Origin of the sequence: Chitinophaga sp. CF418, assembly GCF_900142925.1 — a bacterium.
Classification (GTDB): domain Bacteria; phylum Bacteroidota; class Bacteroidia; order Chitinophagales; family Chitinophagaceae; genus Chitinophaga.
On the sequence record NZ_FRCN01000004.1, the window covers coordinates 363,093 to 383,493 of the forward strand.

Below are 20,401 nucleotides of genomic sequence, written 5' to 3' on the forward strand. Positions count from 1 at the left end.
AAATGAACGGATCATATCAGATTTCGTAAATTTATTACTAATAAGGATAGACCAGGGTATTAAAGATATTCATGGTACGTGGCAAACCCACAGCTGCAAAGCTCTCGATCAGCTCCACACATTTCCCCAACTTTGCCATCACAATAGCCCATTCCTCATTATTCCATTTACCCAAAACAAATTCTACCTGTCGCCCGCGGGGGAAGTTATTCCCGATACCGAAACGCAAACGTGGATACTGGTTGGTGCCCAGCAGTTCCTGGATGCTTTTCAACCCATTCTGACCGGCATCACTGCCACCAGCGCGAAGACGTATCACTTCCAATGGTAATGCCAGATCGTCTACTAATACCAGTATATTTTCCAATGGAACCTTTTCTTTGTCCATCCAGTATTTTACTGCTTTCCCGCTCAGGTTCATGTAAGTGGTGGGCTTGATAACCACAAAAATGCGCCCCTTCCACTTCACTTCAGCTACATCAGCCAGACGGTCTTCCCGGAAGCTACCTCCATGCTTTTCCACAAAAGCATCTGCAATATCAAAACCTATGTTGTGGCGTGTATGTTCGTAGTCTGCACCTATATTACCCAATCCTACTATCAGGTACTTCATCGGATTACAATTTTAATGCTAAACACTGAATTACGCCCTGTTTTTATATATAACAAAAGGAAACAGAAACGTAATGCAGGGCAAAAATAGAAAAAGTCCCATCCCGGACGAGCCGGAACGGGACTTTTTGCAAAATATTCTGAAAGAAAACTTATTTCTTTTTACCTTCTGCAGCTTCTTCCTGACGCAGCTGACGAGTCATTACTACGGAAGCGATAGGAATACGCGGAGAGTTCAGGATCTCGATGTTTTCAGCAACCACATCTTCTACACGGATGTTAGCGTTCAGCTGCAGGTCGTCGATATTCACCTCGATGTTCTCACGCAGATATTTAGGCAGCGCCTTTACCTTCAGCGTCTTCATCTTTACTACCAGTTTACCACCAGCTTTAACACCTTCGGACTGACCGGTAATTCTGATTGGCAGTGTAACAGCAACAGGCTTATCTTCTACCAGTTCCATGAAGTCGATGTGAGCCAGTTCGTCTGTAACAGTGTCAAACTGTTTGTCTTTCAATACACATTTGTAGGTCTTGCTACCTACTTTGATCTCAGCGATCTGAAAATCAGGCGTATATACCAGATCTTTGAAAGATGTTGCCGGCGCTGAAAAACTTACGGTTTCTGCACCCCCGTAAATAACACAAGGCACTTGTCCCTCAGAACGTGCCTGGCGGGTGGCTTTTTTGCCAAATTCGCTCCTGAGTTGTCCTTCGATTGTTATCGTTTTCATTGATTAAACATTTATGATTATTATAAATAATGCTTGTTCTTATCCCTTCCGGTGACTATGAACGAAGAGGTTCGTGATAGACCTGTTTTCGTGCATATTCCGGATGGCTACTGCAAAGAGGTCCGCTACACTGATCACTTTGATCTTTGGACTCTGCTGCTTCAGCGGCATTGTGTCGCAGATCACCAGCTCTTCCAGTACGGAGTTCTCAATGTTTTCGTAAGCTTTGCCACTCAATACCGGATGGGTACAAAAGGCCCTTACACTTCTTGCGCCCTTCTCTTTCAACAGGTTAGCTGCCTTGGTCAATGTACCTGCAGTGTCGCAAATATCATCTATCAATACAATATCCCTGTCCTTCACATCTCCTATCACCACCATGGAAGCAATTTCATTGGCACGCTTACGGTGCTTGTCGCAAATCACCATTTCGGCATTGAAATAGGCTGCTACCTCCCTTACCCTATTGGTACTACCCACGTCGGGGGACGCAAAGGTAAGATTTTCCAGCTTTAAATTCTCAATGTAAGGGATGAAAATTGCGGAGCTGTCCAGGTGATCTACCGGGATGTCAAAGAAACCCTGGATCTGGGGAGCATGTAAATCCATGGTTATCACACGGTTGGCTCCTGCTGAAGTTAACAGGTTGGCTACCAGTTTGGAGGCGATGGCCACCCTGGGCTTGTCCTTCCTGTCCTGCCTGGCGAAGCCAAAGTAAGGGATCACTGCAGTGATATAACCTGCTGAGGCCCTTTTCGCGGCGTCTATCATCATCAACAGCTCCATCAGGTTGTCTGAAGGAGCATTGGTACTTTGTACCAGGAAAACATAATCACCGCGGATACTTTCCATGTAGATTGGCTGGAATTCTCCATCACTGAACTTTTGAATGGTCAGCTTGCCAAGACCGTTACCGTAACGCTTTGCAATTTTCTCTGCAAGAGCCGTATTACTGTTCCCTGTGAAAATTTTTACTGATGGTTGCATGGATTATTAGAAAGAGGTTGCAAAACTATGCTTTTTGGAGTAGCTATTCTTATTTTTTTAGTCATTGTGCACCAAGGTACACAATTCTGGTAACAACTAAATAGATAACGTGATTATTTACAATACTTTACATTCACACCTTAAGTCGTGGCTCCTTATCAGGAAGCTAATTTAAAATAAAATTGGGGGAAGTGAAAAAAACCGGAAGGAAGGAATATATTTGCTAATAATTTTAGCAAAATGGAAATGGTAGTTAACCCAGCAAATCACGTTGCAATCAAGGATTGGGCGGCTGATGACCGGCCGCGGGAAAAACTGATCAATAAAGGCAGCACTGCTTTAAGCGATGCAGAGTTGTTGGCTATTCTGCTGAATAATGGTCATAAACAAAAGTCTGCACTGTCACTGGCCCAGGAAATATTACGCCTGTCCTCCAATAATCTCGGGGAAATGGGGAAACTGAATGTACACCAGTTGAAAAAGATACAGGGCGTCGGTATCGCCAAGGCCAGTACTATTGTTGCTGCCATGGAGCTGGCACGCCGCAGGCAGGCTGGGTATATGCATGCTAAAAAGTCTGTACGAACAGGTGCGGAAGCAGCACTCTTTTTCAAACCAATATTAGGCGACTCCAACTATGAGTCATTTCATGTACTGTATCTCAACCATGCCAGCCGCGTACTAGAGCATCGCTGTATCAGTAAAGGCGGCATAACCGGCACCATCGTGGATGTCGGGCTCATTTTCAGAGCAGCAGTCGAGTTGGGCTCCACACAAATTATGCTCTGCCACAACCATCCATCCGGCAATTTGCGCCCAAGTGCAACTGATATTCATACCACCCAAAAACTCATAAAAGCAGCTAGCTTATTTGATATCCGCATACTGGACCACATCATAGTTTCTGAGGCCGGTTATTGCAGTATGGCAGAGGAAGGATTCATTATATAATATCTCGATATAATACTCTCTTTTTCCTTACATTCGCAATTATTTTATTATCAGATAATAACATGCTCAAAATAGGAATCTTCGGTGTGGGGCACCTGGGCAAGATACATCTATCCCAATGGGCCACTATGAAAGACGTAGAAATAGTCGGTTTTTTTGATCCAAACAATCCGAATGCCGACAGTGTAGCTCAACAGTACCAGATTCCGAGATTCACTTCCGCGGAAGAATTGATACAAGCGTCAGATGCGATAGACATCATCGCTCCTACTACACAACACTTCAAATTATGTGAACAGGCCATCCGTAACGGGAAACACATCTTCGTGGAAAAACCGATGACTAACACCATGGAAGAGGCTAAAACACTGGTAAAACTAGTGGAAGAAGCCAATATCAAGTTCCAGGTGGGCCACGTAGAACGCTTCAACCCGGCCTTCCTGGCCCTCAAAGGCCATGAGCTGAAACCTATGTTCATTGAGGTGCATCGCCTGGCTGAATTCAATCCCCGTGGAACAGATGTCAGCGTGATTCTCGACCTGATGATCCACGACATTGACATCATCCTCAGCATTGTACAATCTACCGTCAACCGCATCTCCGCCAGCGGCGTAGCTGTAATGAGCGATACACCCGATATCGCCAACGTCAGGATAGAATTCCATAATGGCTGTGTAGCGAACCTGACCTCCAGCCGCATCTCTCTGAAGAAAATGCGTAAAATGCGCCTGTTCCAGAAAGATGCTTATATCGGTATTGACTTCCTCGACAAAAAGACCGAAATCATCAAGCTGAAAACGCCTGAAGATGAAGGACTCTTTACCCTGGATATTGAAACCAATTCCGGTAAAAAGACTATCGCTATTGATAATCCGGAGATCAAACAGGTGAATGCCATCCGCATGGAGCTGGAACTGTTCCGTGACAGTATCCTCTTCAACAAACCTGTGCCGGTGAATGCAATTGATGGATTACAGGCAATGGAAGTTGCTCACCAGATCCTGGCGAAAATCAATAAGAGCCTGTCAGCAGACGTAGCTTAAAAACTATACACTCTTTTCTTTTAGTAATGCGCTGGCAATGGTCAGATCAAGCGGGCGCGTGATCTTTATATTGGCTTCTTCTCCGGGTACCAGGTGTACGCGGTGACCTTGCCGCTCTACTACTGTCGCTTCATCCGTAAACAAAGGATCATATGGTAATTCAAATGCCGGCAATAACCATTCAGACAAAAAAGTCTGGGGGGTTTGTATGATCTTGAACTGCTCGCGGTCTACCGCTTTATTCTCCTCTCCTTCCACCTGCCGGATACTATCTTTCATATCGATAACCGGAATAGCAATTCCTTTCGTTAAAGCAGCTTCATAACAGGTATGGATCAGTGAAGTACTGATCAGCGGACGTACGCCATCGTGTACAAACACGACTGAGGGCGTCTTTACTTCCTGCAAACCATTCTTCACAGAATGGAAACGGGTTTCACCTCCTTTTACCAGGGTAACGTTGGCGGTTGTACTAAATTCATGCAGCCAGGGTTCAACATATCCAAAATGTACTTCCGGCAATACCAATACAATACGGATATCACTGAAAGCTCTTACAAATGCATTCACGGTATGCCATAATACAGGCTTTCCTGACAGCTCGAGGAACTGTTTGGGAATGGTGCTCCCCATACGGGAACCTGACCCTCCGGCAACAATGATCGCTATTTTATTACGTTGTTCCATAAATGGCCTTACATGAATAGTCCTGTCCCGCATTGATACGAGACAGGACCTTTTTCAATAGTTCGTTAACCTTATATAATCAGCATGGCGTCGCCGTAGCTGAAGAAACGGTATTTCTCTTTAATTGCCTGCTGGTAAGCTTCCATCACCAGATCATATCCTGCAAAAGCGCATACCATGATCAGGAGGCTCGTTTTAGGCAGATGGAAGTTGGTAACCAGTGCATTAGGAATAGCGAAATCGTAAGGCGGATGAATGAACGTGTTTGTCCATCCCTCTGCTGCTTTCAGCAGGTTCTGCGCGGTTACGGAAGATTCTACCGCTCTTACGGTAGTAGTACCAATTGCGCAAACCTTACGGTTTTCTTCTTTCGCTTTGTTGACAATCTTAACTGCATACTCATCGATGTTGAAATACTCAGCATCCATCTTATGCTTGCTCAGGTCTTCTACCTCAATAGGACGGAATGTACCCAGGCCGGTGTGCAGGGTTACTTCTGCGAATTTAACACCTTTGATTTCCAGACGTTTGATCAGTTCACGGCTGAAGTGCAAACCAGCAGTCGGAGCTGCCACAGCGCCTTCATATTTAGCATAAACGGTCTGATAACGCTCCTTATCCTCATCTTCCGGCTTACGCTTGATGTACTTAGGCAGTGGTGTTTCACCCAGGGTATCGAGCACCTGTTTGAACTCATCATCATTACCTTCGAACAGGAAACGGATGGTACGGCCACGGGAGGTGGTGTTATCAATTACCTCTGCTACCAGCGATTCGTCGTCGCCGAAGTATAATTTATTACCTACCCTTATCTTACGGGCAGGGTCTACTATTACATCCCACAGACGGTTTTGCTTGTTCAGCTCACGCAACAGGAAAACCTCAATCTTTGCACCGGTTTTCTCTTTACGGCCATAAAGGCGAGCAGGGAATACCTTGGTGTTGTTCACCACCATTACATCCTTATCGTTGAAGTAGTTGATAATGTCACGGAAAACTTTGTGTTCAATTTTTCCGGTGGCACGGTTTACCACCATCAAACGTGCTTCATCTCTTGTCTTGGAAGGGTGCTGTGCAATCAGATTTAAAGGAAGATCGAATCTAAACTGTGATAGTTTCATATTACGGTATGAATAAATTTAAAGGCTGCAAAGGTATTGATTATTATACAATCTATCAAAATTGATTATAGTGAGATTCTCGTTCACGGACTTACACATAAATATTTTTAGGTATAGAATTAATTAGCTGCTTTGTATATGCATGCTGTGGATTTTCATAAACTTCAGCAGCCGGCCCAGCTTCTTCAATTTGCCCTCTGTTCATCACCATCATCCGGTCGCTGATAAAACGTACAACTGACAGATCGTGAGAGATAAAGATACTGGTAAATCCGAACTCTTCCCTCAATTGCATTAACAAATTCAGGATCTGTGCCTGTATACTGACATCTAAAGCGGCGACAGACTCATCGCAAATGATAAAGGAAGGGTTCAGCGCCAGGGCACGGGCAATAACAATACGCTGCCGCTGCCCACCCGAGAACTCATGCGGATACCGGTCATAATGCTCCGGCAGCAGGTTCACCTTTTCCAGTAACTCCCTTACTTTTTCCCGGCGACTGGCTTCGTTACCATATAGGCCATGCACTTTCATTGGCTCCTGAATAGCCCTGCCGATGGTCAGACGGGGATTGAGTGAAGAATAAGGGTCCTGGAAAATGATCTGGATATCTTTACGCAGGTCCCGCAACTCTGCAGCCGGCAAATGGGTAATGTCTTTCCCCTTGTAAAGGATACTGCCTGATGTAGGCTGCACCAGCCGCAGCAGCGTCCTGCCCAGGGTGGTTTTACCACAACCAGACTCTCCTACGAGGCCCATAGTTTCTCCTTCCCTGACATCAAAGCTGACGCCATTGACCGCTTTGGTCCAGGAGAGCACCTTTCCGAATAGGTTCTTCCTGGCCGGGAACCAGGTATGCAGATCCTTCACCTCCAGCAATGCCGGACGTTGTGATAACTGTTGTTCTCTATCGATGATAATATCCTGGGGAATCTCCAAACTGTGAACAAATGTTTTTACTTCCAGGGCTTTTTCGACAATATTGCCCCGAGGGTCGATCTCCATAAAATCGCGTGTTACAGGAAGCCTGAACAACCGCTTGTCCAGCGGCGGCCTGCAGGCCAGCAGCCCCTTGGTATAAGGATGCTTAGGGTGGGTAAACAATTCCCGTACACTGCCCTCTTCTACTATGCGACCTTTGTACATGACCGCTACCCTGTCCGCTATTTCTGCAATGACACCCAGGTCATGCGTAATAAAGATCACACTCATGCCTGTCTGGCGTTGCAATTCTTTCAGCAGTTCCAGGATGGTCTTCTGGACAGTTACGTCCAGGGCCGTAGTGGGTTCGTCGGCTATCAGCAAACGGGGCTGGCAGCTGATGGCCATGGCAATCATGACGCGTTGTTTTTGTCCGCCGGAGAGCTGGTGCGGATATCTTTCCATCAGCAATTCCGGATCCGGTAGCCGAACCTGTTTGAATAAGGCCAGGGTTTGTAGCTTTGCCTGCTCCCTGCTCATTCTTTTATGCAGGAGCAGGGTTTCCATCACCTGGTAGCCACATCTGAGCAGTGGGTTCAATGAGGTCATTGGCTCCTGGAAGATCATGGCTATTTCATTGCCCCGCCAGGAAAGTATTTCAGCCGCTGACAGGCTGACAATATCGCGCGAAGGCACTTTGCTGCCCCTTAGCTGATATAGCAGGCTCCCCCCGCTTATCTTACCGGGGTTTTGCAGTAAACGCATAAGTGATAATGCAGTCACGGATTTCCCGGAACCGGATTCACCCACAATCCCCACTATCTCACCCGGCATAATATCCAGTGAAATATCATCGACAGCCTTTGCACTGCCAAAAGAAACCGTCAGATTCCGGATGGATAATAATGGTTGCTGCATATTGAGAAAGCGGTATTAGAACCGCAGGTGCTTCACTGTCTGGTGACTGTTTATCAGATTTTTCAGAGAGTCAATACCGATCCGGATATGCCTTTCCACATATTCGGTGGTCACTTTCCTGTCGCTTTCCTCTGTTTTTACTCCTTCGGGGATCATCGGCTGGTCGGAAACCAACAATAAGGCGCCGGTAGGGATCTTGTTAAAGAAGCCAACAGAAAAGATGGTGGCTGTTTCCATATCGATGGCCATTGCCCTGATCTTTTCAAGATAGCGTTTAAATTCTATATCATGTTCCCATACCCTGCGGTTAGTGCTGTAGCAGGTACCTGTCCAGTAATCACAACCATATTCACGGATAGTGGTGGAGAGCACTTTTTGCAGCGCGAAGGACGGTAACGCCGGCACTTCAGCAGGGAAATAATCGTTGGAAGTACCTTCACCCCGTATGGCAGCAATGGGGAGTATCAGATCGCCGATATTGTTCTTTTTCTTCAACCCTCCGCATTTGCCAAGGAATAACACCGCTTTCGGATGGATAGCACTGAGCAGGTCCATTACAGTTGCAGCGCCGGGACTTCCCATTCCAAAGTTAATGATGGTGATGTCATCGGCAGTGGCACATTGCATAGGTTTTCCGGCACCTATAATTTCGGTGTTATGCCATTCCGCAAAATAAGTGAGGTAATTACTAAAGTTGGTGAGGAGGATGTGGGAACCAAAATTCTCCAGCTTTTCTCCTGTGTAGCGCGGGAGCCAGTTAGCTACAATGTCTTCTTTTGTCTTCATAGCCTTTTGGCAAACGAATATACGGAAAAATCTCCGATCTCCGGCCCTTCCTGTAGTGTTATCCATGTGTTATGTCCTGCATATATCTATATCATACAGGCCCCTTATTGCAGCATTACAGCCCTTTTTACAGATCTGATGCAGGGAGTACAGCGCCGTTCCTATATAGATCAGGAGGATATACAGTGCCGGTATAGCTTATCCGTAAAGGGAATCTATCATTTATCTTTGTGGAATGATCGCTATTGAGTTTCCGGCACCGGATTTCAAAATTGTACAGGAGAACGGCAAAACGCTCATTTTTGACCGTTTCCGTAAAAAGTATGTGGTGCTGACACCAGAGGAATGGGTGCGGCAGAACTTTCTCAATTATTTGGTAAGCACTCTTGGCTACCCTGCTTCACTGATTGGTATAGAAAAGGAAATATACCTGGGAGAGCTACGGAAGCGTTGTGATATTGTAGTTTACAGCAGGGATATGCGCCCCTGGATGATCGTGGAATGTAAGGAAATGGATGTGCCGCTTAGCCAAACCACACTGGAACAAATCGTCCGTTATCATATGGTATTGCCAACGGCTTACCTGGTCATTACCAATGGGGTGCATACATTCTGCTGCCAGCATATGGTGGATGCACAACAATGGCAGTTCATTGCACAGTTACCCGTGCATCTCTGATGGTATTTTAACATCGCTTGATTTCGATAGCCTGCTACATGAAGACACTCCTGCAAAACCCTGTAGTATAGACCTTATACACATGAAGTAAGGGTGGATTTAAGGTGGAGATGAGGTGGACTTGAGTTGGACTTAAAACAACACTAAAAGAGAGAACATAATATAAAAAGAGGGTGTATCCAGCAAAGATACACCCTCTTTTGTAAACTTTTATATTGATACAAAGATCAAGGGAAAATACCTAACTGGTCATAGGCTGCTCCCACTTTATCAATTGCACATACATAAGCGGCGGTACGCATATCGTGAATATCCGGGTGATTTACCATGATGGTACGCACTTCGTGCAGTGCAGCATGCATGGTTTCTTCCAGGCCGGAATATACCAGGTCAACTTCATCAGCACCATGTGCGATGAATTTCCTTTCTCTTTCTGATACTGATTTACCGGTGAGGTCTTCGATTACACCCAGAATGTGGATATTCATATTCTCATCGAAACGTTTTCCCAGACGGCCATAACGCACGTGGCTGAGGTTTTTCAACCATTCGAAGTAAGAAACGGTCACACCGCCGGCGTTGAGGAACATGTCAGGTACTACGATCACACCTTTCTTGTTCAGGATCTCATCTGCTTCAGGAGTGATAGGGCCGTTAGCGCCTTCACCGATTATTTTAGCCTTGATACGCGGGGCGTTCTCTTTGTGGATCACGTTCTCCAGCGCAGCAGGTATCAGGATATCGCAGTCCATTTCCAGACCTTCTCCATTTGCGCCCATTGTTTTTGCACCCGGGAAGTTGATAATGGAACCTGTTTCAGCCCTGTGTTTCAGCACGGCATCAGGATCCAGGCCTTTTTCGCTGTACAAGGCGCCATCCCATTCTATCAGGCCTACGATGATAGCGCCTGCTTCGTGGAAATATTTAGCGGCATGGTAACCCACATTACCCATACCCTGTACGATCACTTTTTTACCGATGATGCCAGGTTCGAGACCGATGCGTTTCATATCTTCCTTGATGTTACAGAGTTCCTGCAAGCCAAAGAACACGCCAAGACCAGTGGCTTCTTTACGGCCACGCACACCACCCTGGGAAACCGGTTTACCGGTTACACAACCGTAACCATCGATCTCACCCGGACGGAGGCTCATGTAAGTATCGAGGATCCAGCTCATTTCCCTTTCACCTGTACCATAGTCAGGAGCGGGAACATCCACACCGGGACCAATGAAATTCTTTTTTACCAGTTCCGCTGTGTAACGGCGGGTAATGTTTTCCAACTGGAATGGGGAATAGTTACGTGGATTGATCTTGATACCTCCTTTGGCGCCGCCAAAAGGAACGTTTACGATAGCACATTTGTAGGTCATGAGGGCAGCCAATGCCATTACCTCATCCTGGTTAACGGCATCGCTAAAACGGATACCACCTTTACAGGGCAGTTTGTGGTGAGAGTGCTGAACGCGGTAGGCTTCTATTACTTCGATCTTGTCCCCGATGCGTACCGGGAATTTAATCTGGTACACAGCATTACAGGCCTTGATCTGTTCAAGAATCCCATTTTCCCATTTCGTGAATTTTGCGGCTTTGTCAAAACTTCTTTCTACGCTCTTAAAGAAGTCATAATGTTGCTCTTGCGCCATAGACAATTGTTTTGGTATAAATATGTAGAGTTGGACTTATTTGCTATGCAAGTTATCCCGTTTTTCAAGCCTGGAGATCTTCCGGTCGAGCGCTATCAAAAATATCACAATGCCGATAAAGATGATCAGTAACACTCCTACTATAACATATATCTTGCCATTGCTGCGGAAAAATTCGTTTACAGGCCCTGTCTCCGTATTCTGGTTCTGGTTTTCCTGCGCATTAGCGAAAAGAGAAACGAGTAACAGTAAGCAGGTACAGCAGAAAGAAAACGCTTTGTTGATCATTTAAAAATATTTTTTAGCTCTAATTTTTTGTACCGTACAAGCAGGGTATAGATCCAGACACTTAACAAAACCCAACCAATAAATGCAGGGTAAAGCACCTCTTTCATATGGTTGTCAGTGTCACTGGATGCAAATCCTGGCGTGGTAGCGCTTCCGGGATGAAGGGAATCTACCATACGCGGGATGATATACGTTAAGGGAATCAACAAAGCGAATGCGAAAACGTTAAACACGGCAGAGATCCTGGCGCGCTTGTCGATGTCCGGGATGGACAGGCGCAGTACAAGGTAAGCCATATAGATCATGAGCGCTACAGCGGTCAGCATCTGTTTGGGATCGCTGGTGAAAGAACCTCCCCACGTGTAGGTGGCCCACAGCGTACCTGTTGCGAAACCCAGAATGCCATAAAACACACCTACATTAGCAGCTGCGCTGGCATATACATCTCTACGGAGGTCGTATTTAGCGAGATAAAGAACGGAATTGACTACAGAGATAGTGAACATGGTGTACATGCACATCCACATAGGAACGTGAAAGAAAAGGCCCCGGGAAGATTGCCCGTTTGTGCCGATTATCGGTATCTCAATCGTAAATCCCCGTATGATTACATAAACAAGGATCAATACCGTCAGAGCTTTCCACCAATGCTTTGCCATTTTAAACCAACTATATTGGGGGCAAACCTACACGTTTTATCACTAATCACAAAATTCAGTAACCTGTTTCCCGTCATCCGGGTAGCAGTTGTTAATCTTTCCACAAAAAAGGGAATAATACCAGGGACAAAGCGATAATAAGAATGTCCATACTTCCTAACATAAGGAACATTTTGGGCAATCCGGGTTGATATACGGTAATGAAGGAGGATTTGGCAATATTAGACAGCAGCATAAGCAGGGGCAGCATAATGGGGAATCCCATAATAGCCATCAATGCGGCATTCTGGTTGGCCTGGGCCGCAATAGCAGCCAGCATAGTGAAGAGCAGGGACAGGCTGATGCCTCCCAGCAGGCTCACTCCCATGAAATACAGGAAACTGGTAACGGGATTGCCCAGGAACATCATACAGCACACGATCGTGATCAGCGTCATGACGCACATCAGTATGATATTGTAGATCAGTTTGGCCACTATAAAGCTGCGGGGATGCACCAGGGAATAGAAATACAGGAGACGCCCCCTGTTCTCCTGCAGGAAACTTTTGGCGATGGCATTAACTGCTACGAACAACTGTACTACCCAGAAAAGTGCATTCCAGATCTTTTCTTCCGGCTTACTGACCATCAGGTTAATCACAAATACGGTAGATATTATATATAAGAGGATACCGTAAAAGGCATATTTCTGCCGTAATTCAAGCAGGATGTCCTTTTTTACCAGGGTAATGGTTTGTCGGAAGGCACTAGATTTCATGTTGGCGCAAAGATAGGAGAATCACTTATATTCGCTTCCATGAAAAAAATACTGGTAGCCAACCGTGGTGAGATTGCACTGCGGATCATGCGATCCGCCAGGGAAATGGGCATCGCAACCGTAGCTGTATATTCCGAGGCAGACCGCGCCATGCCATTTGTGCAATATGCAGATGAAGCGGTGTGCATCGGCCCGGCCCCTTCCAGCCAGTCCTATCTGCTGACAGATAAGATCATGGGCGCAGCCCGGCAGACGGGGGCAGATGCTATCCATCCCGGATATGGTTTTCTCAGTGAGAATGCCCGCTTTGCACAGGCGGTGAAGGATGCCGGACTTACTTTTATTGGTCCCAGTCCGTCTTCTATTGAGGTAATGGGCAGCAAGCTGGCGGCCAAACAGGCAGCACAACGGTTTGGCGTTCCCATGGTACCCGGTACAGAAACGCCGCTGCGCAGTATCGACGAGGCGCGGGAAGTAGTGAAAAAGACCGGATTCCCTATCCTGATCAAAGCATCCGCAGGTGGTGGTGGTAAGGGTATGCGGGTGGTCAATAGCGCTGATGAACTGGAAGAACAGGTCAGACTGGCTAAAAGTGAGGCGATGAGTGCTTTTGGGGATGATGCAGTATTTATTGAGAAATATGTAGGTGCCCCCCGGCATATTGAGATCCAGGTACTGGGCGATCAGCATGGCAATTACGTCTATCTATTTGAGCGTGAGTGCTCTATACAAAGAAGACACCAGAAACTGATTGAAGAAGCGCCTTCATCCTGCCTGACACCCCAGATCAGGGAAGCGATGGGGAAGTGTGCATTAGATGTGGCCCGTGCCTGCCAGTATTATGGAGCAGGTACCGTTGAGTTCCTCGTAGACGAAAATCTGCAGTTTTATTTCCTGGAGATGAATACCCGTCTGCAGGTGGAACATCCTGTAACTGAAATGATCACAGGCCTGGACCTGGTCAAAGAGCAGATCAGGGTGGCCAGGGGCGAAAAGCTTGCCTTCAGCCAGACCGACCTCAAAATAAACGGACATGCCATCGAATTGCGCATCTGTGCGGAAGATCCGGCCAATAATTTCTTACCGGACACGGGTACACTCACTACCTATGTACGTCCGCAGGGATATGGCATCCGGGTGGACGACGGTTATGAGCAGGGAATGGATATTCCCATCTATTATGACCCTATGATCTCCAAACTGATTGCCTGGGGAGCCGACCGGGAAGAGGCCAGGGAACGGCTGCTACGTGCCATCAGTGAATATCATGTGAAAGGCATCCGCACTACACTACCCTTCGGTAGCTGGGCGCTGCAGCAGCCTGCATTTATTAACGGCGCTTTTGACACTCATTTTATCGGAAAGTACTTTACGCCGCAATCGCTGGACCGTACAGACCCTGAAGCCGCAAAAGCCGCGGCTATACTGGCTGTACAGGTATGGCAGGAGCAACAGCGGAGGGTCAGACAACAACCTGTGAACCAGCAGCAAAAACTTTGGAAGAACAGGAAATTGTTAAGATAATATAAAAGCGCAGTACAGTAACGGTAAAACTAACTAGTTTTGTTGCTGTACAAATATTTTATGAAAAGGTTCATTTTATTCGTATTAGATTTTTTTTACCAGCCCTTTGCGAAGCTGATGCCTTTGCAAACTTTCCGCTATCTCGCCTGCGGCAGCGGCAATACGGCGATGGATATCCTATTGTATTACATCAGCTACCATTACATCCTGATTGAAAAACCTGTGCATTTCACTTTCCTGACCATCAGTCCGCATATTGCCGCACTGTTCATGGCCATGACGGTTACATTCCCTACAGGTTTCCTGCTGAGTAAATACATTGTTTTTTCTGAATCCAACCTGAGAGGCAGGGTGCAACTGATCCGCTATTTTATGCTGGTAGGTATTTGTATCTGTCTGAACTATGGATTTATGAAACTATTCGTAGAATATCTGCTTATCTACCCAACTATCTCTAAAATATTGACAACCATCTTTGTAGTAGGCTTTAGCTATCTGACACAGAAGAAATTTACGTTTAAAGTGAAGGAAGGGTAATAGAGGGAAGAGTAATAAAATTTATAGGCGTAATACAAAAGGCCGTATCAGATATTTTGATACGGCCTTTTGTATTATTCTACATTATTATAATAACAATGCCTGCACCTCGGTTCGTACAGATCTGTTTCTCCGAGAAGTACAGTGCCTTTTTCTTTCGTTTTACGGTAAGAGTAATTGGCGATATTGCCGCATTTCACGCAGATAGCGTGCAACTTGGTAATATAGTCCGCCTTTGCCAGCAGGAAAGGCATCTGGCCGAAGGGTTTGCCCAGGTAATCCATGTCCAGTCCTGCCACTATTACCCTGATGCCACGTAACGCCAGCTGGTCACAGACTTCAGGCAACTCACCATCAAAGAACTGTGCTTCATCAATACCTACAACATCCACTTCCTGTGCCAGGAGCAATATCTGCTGGGAATTTTCCAGTGGTGTGCTGATGATACGGCTTTCATCATGAGATACAATGTGTTGCACATCGTAACGCGTATCTATCATCGGTTTAAAAATCTCTACTTTTAAGTTGGCTATCCGGGCCCGCTTTAATCTTCTGATCAATTCCTCCGTCTTCCCGGAAAACATTGAGCCGCAGATCACTTCTATCCACCCCCTTCGCCCTCCTGCTAGAGAAGGTTCAATAAACATATTTTAGTATTTGATTAACAGTTAATTAAAATGCGCTAACTTTATGCAAATAAAATAAATTCCCCCATATCGCGTTAACAATTAAGGCATGGAACGCATTTTGCATTCAATTTATTTTTTTTACTGCTATGGAAAAAATAAGTGCATTAATTGATAAGTTACAGGAATTAAAGAATTCAAACGCTGGGCTGCAGTCAATCTCTTACTATGTACAGCTGTTACAGGCAGAGATCCTGCACGCAAGGAATCTTCAACGAGACCAGGAACGCGTGCAACAAAGGCAGGACAGCCATGTTGCAGTGATTATGCCTTCTACACCTCTGACAACCACTGCAACTCCGGCCACTGTTATTGTGGAAGTCCCTGTAACAACATCATCCAGAGAAACATCACCGGAAAATAAACAGGCGGCGCCTGCAGCAGCACTTGCGACTGCGGAGGCCCCAACCTTGACATTACCGTTGCAGAACACGTCACTCCCCAAACCGGCTTCGGCACCTGCCGCCACGGTGAACGGGACTTCCGCTGCTCCTGTAAATACTACTCCGGCTACGTTTGCAGCTACTAACGGCGCTACTTCATATCCGTCCACGGCTACAGCTCCTGCTCCCGTACCTCAACAAACGGAACAGACTCCAGTAGACAGGAAACCGGCGTTCGTTACCATCTATAGTAATGAGGAAACGCCGCAACCGGTTAGTACTACTCCTGGCAATGTTGAGAAAAAGCCGGACACCAACGGTGTTCACAAGGAACTGAAAGAGCTGAATCAACTGGTAGCCCAGAACACGCCTTCACTCAATGATCGCTTGAAACAGGCACAGACAGAGATTGCTGACCGTTTCAATGAGATTCCTGTCAAAGACCTGCGTCAGGCTATCGGGATCAACGATAAATTCCAGTTCATCCAGGAATTGTTCCGTGGTGATGTGGATACTTATGAACGTTCTGTCAAGACCATCAACGAGCTGAATTCTCTCCAGGAAGCAGAATACTGGATTGAAAGGGAATTAAAGATCCGTCAGGGATGGGTGGACGATAACCGTACTGTAAGGCAGTTCTACAATCTTGTCAAGAAACGTTTTTCCTGAATATACTGTAGTATCTTACTTGTAGCTCCTTTGTTCTCAGCCACATAGTTTTTAGCATTGGCGCCTGTTTGCAAGCGGATTGATTCATCCTGCAACAGCCTTCCCATCTGTGTATCAAAGGTACCCAGGTCATGGATACTAATGCCTCCGCCTGCAGCGATCAGCGACGCAGCTTCCGGGTATTTGTGGAACACAGGCCCGAACAATACGGGTTTGCCATAGGTAGCGGGTTCCAGTATATTGTGAATACCATCTTTCCCAAAGCCTCCTCCTACATAAGTAACCGCTGCATAGCGATATAATATTGACAGCATCCCCACATTATCTATCAGCAATACACGCCCCGGTTGCTTATTTTCTGTTTTTATCCACTCCGTATATCTTATTGCTTCGGGGAACAATCCCTGTAATTTACCGATGTGAGCAGCGTCTATTTCATGCGGAGCAATGATTAGACAAGGTCCTTCATGCGGCTGTTTCTTCCACCAGGCCACCAGCAATGATTCGTCAGTTTCCCATGTGCTTCCGGCAATAATGGCCTGCCGGTCACGGATAAATGCGCCAATGCCTGGCAGGGTGCGTTCCTCTTCCTGCAGGGCCCAGACCCTGTCAAAACGGGTATCGCCCGCTAAAGCTGTATGTTGGATGCCAATCTGTTCCAGCAGGGACATAGACTCCCTGTTTTGTACGAAGATGTAGCTGAACTGTTGCAGGAGTTTGCGGAACATGCCGCCATAGGGCTTGAAGAAAGGCTGTCCCTGCCTGAATATGCCCGAAATAAGAAGTACCGGCACCTTTTCCCGGTAAAGGCTGGTAAGCATATGGTACCAGAACTCATATTTGATAAAGATAGCAAGGGCCGGCTTTACGATACGGGTAAAATCCCTTGCGTTTCGTGGTGTATCCAACGGCAAATAGCATACGTAATCTGCACCTGGATAGTCTTTACGTACCTCATAACCTGAGGGCGAGAAAAAGGTCAACAGGATCTTACAGTGCGGATACTGCTGCCGGATCGCTTCCAGAACAGGCCGCCCCTGTTCAAATTCTCCCAGGGAGGCGGCATGCACCCAAACGATGGGACCGGCACCGGACAGGTGCTGTTCCAGCTCTGCCCTCCAGTTGCGGCGCCCTTCCAGCCATCGCCGGGCCTTGACATTGCCTGTAGCAGCGGCCAGAGCCACTCCTGCTTTATATCCTCTTATTCCCAGATCGTATATGATGGTGCTTACCGGCATGCCTGAAGGTACTTTTACTGTTTTTTAGATCGGCTGCAAAGATACTGCCCTTCCTATGTCAATTTTTGTAAATTTGCTCACTTTAAACAAAATATCTATCCCACACATGGTTCCTATTCAAATGGTGGATTTAAAACGCCAATACTTGAAAATAAAGCCGCAGGTAGATGCTGCGATGACTGAAGTGCTCGATAATGCAGCTTTTATTAATGGCGCACCAGTACAACAATTCACCAATGCACTGCAGGGTTATCTCGGTGTGAAACATGTCATTCCCTGCGCTAACGGTACCGATGCACTGCAGATAGCCATGATGGCGCTCGACCTTGCACCGGGAGATGAAGTGATCACGCCATCCTTCACTTTCATTGCTACTGCGGAGGTAATTGCCCTGTTACAGCTGAAACCTGTATTTGTGGACGTAGATCCTAAAACATTCTGCCTCGATCCAGCGCAGGTGGAAAAGGCCATTACACCAAAAACAAAAGCGATCGTTCCTGTACACCTGTATGGTCACAGTGCAGAAATGGAGCCTATCATGGAGATTTCCAGGAAATACAATATTCCTGTCATTGAAGATAATGCACAGGCCATAGGCGGACATTATACTTTTTCTGACGGTACTACCAAAAAGCTGGGTAGCATAGGGCAGATAGGATGTACTTCCTTCTTCCCTTCCAAGAACCTCGGTTGTTACGGTGACGGCGGTGCCATCTTCACCAATGATGATGCGCTGGCCGCCAAGATAAGAATGATCGCCAATCACGGACAATCAGCCCGTTACTACCATGATGTAGTAGGCGTAAATTCCCGTCTGGATACACTGCAGGCGGTTGTATTGAATATCAAGCTTCCTTTGCTGGATGAATATATTAAAGCGCGCCGCGCAGTAGCGGATGCTTATGATGCCGGATTTGCGGGTATTCCTCAGATCACTACTCCATACAGAGCTGGCAACTGTTATCATGTATACCATCAGTATACACTGCAGCTGAATGGCGCTGACCGCAATGCGTTACAACAATACCTGCAGGAACGTCAGGTGCCTGCAATGATTTATTATCCCGTGCCTGCTCACCGCCAGAAAATGTTTGCAAGCTTTGGTGGCGCTGAGTTCAATCTTCCTGTTACTGACAACCTTACCTCAAAGGTTATTTCACTTCCGATCCATACTGAAATGGATGCAGATCAGCTACAGCACATTATTGATTCAGTTAAATCATTCATAAATCATAACTCCAAATGAAAATTACAGTAGTAGGCACAGGCTACGTAGGATTAGTTACCGGGACCTGTTTCGCAGAAACAGGCAATGATGTTGTTTGCGTTGATATCGATGCTAACAAGGTCGCCAAACTGTCCAACGGACAAATCACCATCTATGAACCAGGACTCGAAAAACTATTCGAGCGTAACCTGAAGGAAGAACGTCTCCATTTTACCACCAACCTTGCTGATGGTATAAAACATGGGGAAGTGATTTTTCTGGCCCTGCCTACTCCTCCGGGAGAAGATGGCTCTGCAGATCTTTCCTATATACTGCGTGTAGCCGATGAAATGGGAAAACTCATCTCAGATTATAAAGTGATAGTTGATAAAAGTACTGTACCAGTAGGCACTGCCGAAAAGGTACAGGCCACCGTTGCAAAGCACTGTAAACATCCTTTTGATGTAGTATCCAATCCTGAGTTCCTGCGTGAGGGAGTGGCGGTAGACGACTTTATGAAACCAGACCGTGTAGTGATCGGCACCCGTTCTGAAAGAGCACGTAAAGTGATGGGAGACCTGTTTGCACCGTTCGTACGTCAGGGTAACCCTATACTTTTCATGGATGAGAAATCTGCTGAACTGACCAAATATGCGGCTAACTCCTTCCTGGCTACCAAGATCTCTTTCATGAATGAAATTGCCATTCTGTGTGAGAAACTCGGTGCTGATGTGGATATGGTGCGCAGAGGTGTGGGCAGCGATGACAGGATCGGTAAACGTTTCCTGTTCCCCGGCATCGGTTACGGTGGCAGCTGCTTCCCGAAAGATGTGCAGGCGCTGGTTAAATCGTCCGAAGATGCAGATTACGCGTTCAAAATACTGACGGCAGTGATGGATGTGAATGAGCGGCAGAAATTGTTCCTCATGCCAAAGATCAACGCATGGTTCAAGGATGAACTGAAAGGTAAACATTTCGCTCTCTGGGGACTGGCGTTCAAACCTAATACAGACGATATCCGCGAAGCGCCGGCATTATACATGATAGATGCCCTGCGGGCTGCGGGAGCGACTGTAACCGTGTTTGACCCTGAAGCAATGGCAAATGTGAAACGCCTTATCGGCGATAAAGTAACATATGCTTCCAACCAGTACGAATGCCTCGCAAATGCAGACGCCCTGGTCATTGCAACAGAATGGAGCGTATTCAGAACCCCTGATTTTGATAAGATAGGCGCTTCTCTCAAAAACAAACTTATATTCGACGGAAGGAACCTGTTTGACGTATCCCGTATGGCTGAACTGGGTTTCCACTACGAAAGCGTCGGACGTGCTGCTGCAACTAACTAATTATCACACTTCATCAAT

At 46.5% G+C, this 20,401-nt stretch carries 21 protein-coding genes; 8 read left to right on the forward strand and 13 right to left on the reverse strand.

Annotated elements, in window-relative coordinates; genetic code table 11:
* Positions 1–37: 37 nt before the first annotated feature.
* From pth to F3I09_RS11730, 3 genes are all read right to left on the reverse strand, one after another.
* Positions 38–613, reverse strand: a complete 576-nt coding sequence (gene pth / locus F3I09_RS11720) for an aminoacyl-tRNA hydrolase (protein ID WP_149695209.1) — start codon at positions 611–613, stop codon at positions 38–40.
* 151 nt (positions 614–764) lie between these two features.
* The gene (locus F3I09_RS11725; RefSeq protein ID WP_149695210.1) at positions 765–1,346 is read right to left on the reverse strand and encodes a 50S ribosomal protein L25; all 582 of its coding nucleotides are present in this window, start codon (positions 1,344–1,346) and stop codon (positions 765–767) included.
* A gap of 39 nt (positions 1,347–1,385) precedes the next feature.
* Positions 1,386–2,333, reverse strand: a complete 948-nt coding sequence (locus F3I09_RS11730) for a ribose-phosphate pyrophosphokinase (protein WP_149695211.1) — start codon at positions 2,331–2,333, stop codon at positions 1,386–1,388.
* Between the two features lie 240 nt (positions 2,334–2,573).
* On the opposite strand from F3I09_RS11730, the gene radC reads away from it, so the two are divergent.
* Positions 2,574–3,284: a DNA repair protein RadC gene (gene radC / locus F3I09_RS11735; RefSeq protein WP_149695212.1), complete on the forward strand. Its 711-nt coding sequence runs from the start codon at positions 2,574–2,576 to the stop codon at positions 3,282–3,284.
* A gap of 62 nt (positions 3,285–3,346) precedes the next feature.
* Complete coding sequence (locus F3I09_RS11740) at positions 3,347–4,327, forward strand: Gfo/Idh/MocA family protein (RefSeq protein WP_149695213.1); 981 nt, start codon at positions 3,347–3,349, stop codon at positions 4,325–4,327.
* 3 nt (positions 4,328–4,330) lie between these two features.
* Here F3I09_RS11740 and F3I09_RS11745 read toward each other — a convergent pair whose 3' ends face one another.
* From F3I09_RS11745 to F3I09_RS11760, 4 genes are all read right to left on the reverse strand, one after another.
* Positions 4,331–5,014 carry a 2-C-methyl-D-erythritol 4-phosphate cytidylyltransferase gene (locus F3I09_RS11745; RefSeq protein WP_149695214.1) on the reverse strand — a complete coding sequence of 228 codons (684 nt, stop codon included), beginning with the start codon at positions 5,012–5,014 and terminating at the stop codon, positions 4,331–4,333.
* A 71-nt stretch (positions 5,015–5,085) separates the two neighbouring features.
* Positions 5,086–6,135, reverse strand: coding sequence for a tRNA preQ1(34) S-adenosylmethionine ribosyltransferase-isomerase QueA (gene queA / locus F3I09_RS11750; protein ID WP_089835339.1), 1,050 nt, complete (start codon positions 6,133–6,135; stop codon positions 5,086–5,088).
* A 91-nt stretch (positions 6,136–6,226) separates the two neighbouring features.
* Positions 6,227–7,975: an ABC transporter ATP-binding protein gene (locus tag F3I09_RS11755; RefSeq protein WP_149695215.1), complete on the reverse strand. Its 1,749-nt coding sequence runs from the start codon at positions 7,973–7,975 to the stop codon at positions 6,227–6,229.
* Between the two features lie 15 nt (positions 7,976–7,990).
* The gene (locus tag F3I09_RS11760) at positions 7,991–8,761 is read right to left on the reverse strand and encodes an AMP nucleosidase (protein WP_149695216.1); all 771 of its coding nucleotides are present in this window, start codon (positions 8,759–8,761) and stop codon (positions 7,991–7,993) included.
* A 235-nt stretch (positions 8,762–8,996) separates the two neighbouring features.
* On the opposite strand from F3I09_RS11760, the gene F3I09_RS11765 reads away from it, so the two are divergent.
* Positions 8,997–9,440: a type I restriction enzyme HsdR N-terminal domain-containing protein gene (locus tag F3I09_RS11765; RefSeq protein ID WP_149695217.1), complete on the forward strand. Its 444-nt coding sequence runs from the start codon at positions 8,997–8,999 to the stop codon at positions 9,438–9,440.
* Positions 9,441–9,667: 227 nt separating this feature from the next.
* Here F3I09_RS11765 and F3I09_RS11770 read toward each other — a convergent pair whose 3' ends face one another.
* The 4 genes from F3I09_RS11770 to F3I09_RS11785 all read right to left on the reverse strand — a co-directional run bounded on the left by F3I09_RS11770 (position 9,668) and on the right by F3I09_RS11785 (position 12,790).
* Positions 9,668–11,086, reverse strand: coding sequence for a Glu/Leu/Phe/Val dehydrogenase (locus F3I09_RS11770; RefSeq protein WP_149695218.1), 1,419 nt, complete (start codon positions 11,084–11,086; stop codon positions 9,668–9,670).
* 36 nt (positions 11,087–11,122) lie between these two features.
* The gene (locus F3I09_RS11775; protein WP_149695219.1) at positions 11,123–11,374 is read right to left on the reverse strand and encodes a CcmD family protein; all 252 of its coding nucleotides are present in this window, start codon (positions 11,372–11,374) and stop codon (positions 11,123–11,125) included.
* Positions 11,371–12,033, reverse strand: coding sequence for a cytochrome c biogenesis protein CcsA (gene ccsA, locus F3I09_RS11780; protein ID WP_149695220.1), 663 nt, complete (start codon positions 12,031–12,033; stop codon positions 11,371–11,373). Before ccsA ends, F3I09_RS11775 begins: the two co-directional genes overlap by 4 nt.
* A 91-nt stretch (positions 12,034–12,124) precedes the next feature.
* Positions 12,125–12,790: a heme exporter protein CcmB gene (locus F3I09_RS11785; RefSeq protein ID WP_149695221.1), complete on the reverse strand. Its 666-nt coding sequence runs from the start codon at positions 12,788–12,790 to the stop codon at positions 12,125–12,127.
* Between the two features lie 39 nt (positions 12,791–12,829).
* Between F3I09_RS11785 and accC the strand changes: the two genes are divergently transcribed.
* Both accC and F3I09_RS11795 read left to right on the forward strand, forming a co-directional pair.
* Positions 12,830–14,314 carry an acetyl-CoA carboxylase biotin carboxylase subunit gene (gene accC / locus F3I09_RS11790; RefSeq protein ID WP_149695222.1) on the forward strand — a complete coding sequence of 495 codons (1,485 nt, stop codon included), beginning with the start codon at positions 12,830–12,832 and terminating at the stop codon, positions 14,312–14,314.
* A gap of 60 nt (positions 14,315–14,374) precedes the next feature.
* The gene (locus F3I09_RS11795; RefSeq protein ID WP_149695223.1) at positions 14,375–14,851 is read left to right on the forward strand and encodes a GtrA family protein; all 477 of its coding nucleotides are present in this window, start codon (positions 14,375–14,377) and stop codon (positions 14,849–14,851) included.
* 74 nt (positions 14,852–14,925) lie between these two features.
* Here F3I09_RS11795 and F3I09_RS11800 read toward each other — a convergent pair whose 3' ends face one another.
* On the reverse strand, positions 14,926–15,498 hold the full coding sequence (locus tag F3I09_RS11800) for a thymidine kinase (protein WP_149695224.1): 573 nt from the start codon (positions 15,496–15,498) through the stop codon (positions 14,926–14,928).
* Between the two features lie 128 nt (positions 15,499–15,626).
* Between F3I09_RS11800 and F3I09_RS11805 the strand changes: the two genes are divergently transcribed.
* On the forward strand, positions 15,627–16,589 hold the full coding sequence (locus tag F3I09_RS11805) for a hypothetical protein (protein ID WP_149695225.1): 963 nt from the start codon (positions 15,627–15,629) through the stop codon (positions 16,587–16,589).
* Here the strand turns inward: F3I09_RS11805 and F3I09_RS11810 are convergent.
* Entirely contained in the window at positions 16,559–17,827 is a 1,269-nt protein-coding gene (locus tag F3I09_RS11810; protein WP_149695226.1) for a 3-deoxy-D-manno-octulosonic acid transferase, read from the reverse strand. The genes F3I09_RS11805 and F3I09_RS11810 overlap by 31 nt on opposite strands.
* Positions 17,828–17,933: 106 nt before the next feature.
* Here F3I09_RS11810 and F3I09_RS11815 point away from each other — a divergent pair, with 106 nt between their 5' ends.
* Together F3I09_RS11815 and F3I09_RS11820 are read left to right on the forward strand one after the other, a co-directional pair.
* The gene (locus tag F3I09_RS11815) at positions 17,934–19,073 is read left to right on the forward strand and encodes a DegT/DnrJ/EryC1/StrS aminotransferase family protein (protein ID WP_149695227.1); all 1,140 of its coding nucleotides are present in this window, start codon (positions 17,934–17,936) and stop codon (positions 19,071–19,073) included.
* Complete coding sequence (locus F3I09_RS11820) at positions 19,070–20,383, forward strand: UDP-glucose/GDP-mannose dehydrogenase family protein (protein ID WP_149695228.1); 1,314 nt, start codon at positions 19,070–19,072, stop codon at positions 20,381–20,383. Before F3I09_RS11815 ends, F3I09_RS11820 begins: the two co-directional genes overlap by 4 nt.
* Positions 20,384–20,401: the final 18 nt, after the last annotated feature.

Excerpts from the sequence above, each read along its gene's own strand:
- pth (WP_149695209.1), bottom strand. The coding sequence starts at position 613 with ATGAAGTACCTGATAGTAGGATTGGGTAATATAGGTGCAGACTACGAA.
- F3I09_RS11725 (WP_149695210.1), bottom strand. The coding sequence starts at position 1,346 with ATGAAAACGATAACAATCGAAGGACAACTCAGGAGCGAATTTGGCAAA.
- F3I09_RS11730 (WP_149695211.1), bottom strand. The coding sequence starts at position 2,333 with ATGCAACCATCAGTAAAAATTTTCACAGGGAACAGTAATACGGCTCTT.
- radC (WP_149695212.1), top strand. The coding sequence starts at position 2,574 with ATGGAAATGGTAGTTAACCCAGCAAATCACGTTGCAATCAAGGATTGG.
- F3I09_RS11740 (WP_149695213.1), top strand. The coding sequence starts at position 3,347 with ATGCTCAAAATAGGAATCTTCGGTGTGGGGCACCTGGGCAAGATACAT.
- F3I09_RS11745 (WP_149695214.1), bottom strand. The coding sequence starts at position 5,014 with ATGGAACAACGTAATAAAATAGCGATCATTGTTGCCGGAGGGTCAGGT.
- queA (WP_089835339.1), bottom strand. The coding sequence starts at position 6,135 with ATGAAACTATCACAGTTTAGATTCGATCTTCCTTTAAATCTGATTGCA.
- F3I09_RS11755 (WP_149695215.1), bottom strand. The coding sequence starts at position 7,975 with ATGCAGCAACCATTATTATCCATCCGGAATCTGACGGTTTCTTTTGGC.
- F3I09_RS11760 (WP_149695216.1), bottom strand. The coding sequence starts at position 8,761 with ATGAAGACAAAAGAAGACATTGTAGCTAACTGGCTCCCGCGCTACACA.
- F3I09_RS11765 (WP_149695217.1), top strand. The coding sequence starts at position 8,997 with ATGATCGCTATTGAGTTTCCGGCACCGGATTTCAAAATTGTACAGGAG.
- F3I09_RS11770 (WP_149695218.1), bottom strand. The coding sequence starts at position 11,086 with ATGGCGCAAGAGCAACATTATGACTTCTTTAAGAGCGTAGAAAGAAGT.
- F3I09_RS11775 (WP_149695219.1), bottom strand. The coding sequence starts at position 11,374 with ATGATCAACAAAGCGTTTTCTTTCTGCTGTACCTGCTTACTGTTACTC.
- ccsA (WP_149695220.1), bottom strand. The coding sequence starts at position 12,033 with ATGGCAAAGCATTGGTGGAAAGCTCTGACGGTATTGATCCTTGTTTAT.
- F3I09_RS11785 (WP_149695221.1), bottom strand. The coding sequence starts at position 12,790 with ATGAAATCTAGTGCCTTCCGACAAACCATTACCCTGGTAAAAAAGGAC.
- accC (WP_149695222.1), top strand. The coding sequence starts at position 12,830 with ATGAAAAAAATACTGGTAGCCAACCGTGGTGAGATTGCACTGCGGATC.
- F3I09_RS11795 (WP_149695223.1), top strand. The coding sequence starts at position 14,375 with ATGAAAAGGTTCATTTTATTCGTATTAGATTTTTTTTACCAGCCCTTT.
- F3I09_RS11800 (WP_149695224.1), bottom strand. The coding sequence starts at position 15,498 with ATGTTTATTGAACCTTCTCTAGCAGGAGGGCGAAGGGGGTGGATAGAA.
- F3I09_RS11805 (WP_149695225.1), top strand. The coding sequence starts at position 15,627 with ATGGAAAAAATAAGTGCATTAATTGATAAGTTACAGGAATTAAAGAAT.
- F3I09_RS11810 (WP_149695226.1), bottom strand. The coding sequence starts at position 17,827 with ATGCCGGTAAGCACCATCATATACGATCTGGGAATAAGAGGATATAAA.
- F3I09_RS11815 (WP_149695227.1), top strand. The coding sequence starts at position 17,934 with ATGGTTCCTATTCAAATGGTGGATTTAAAACGCCAATACTTGAAAATA.
- F3I09_RS11820 (WP_149695228.1), top strand. The coding sequence starts at position 19,070 with ATGAAAATTACAGTAGTAGGCACAGGCTACGTAGGATTAGTTACCGGG.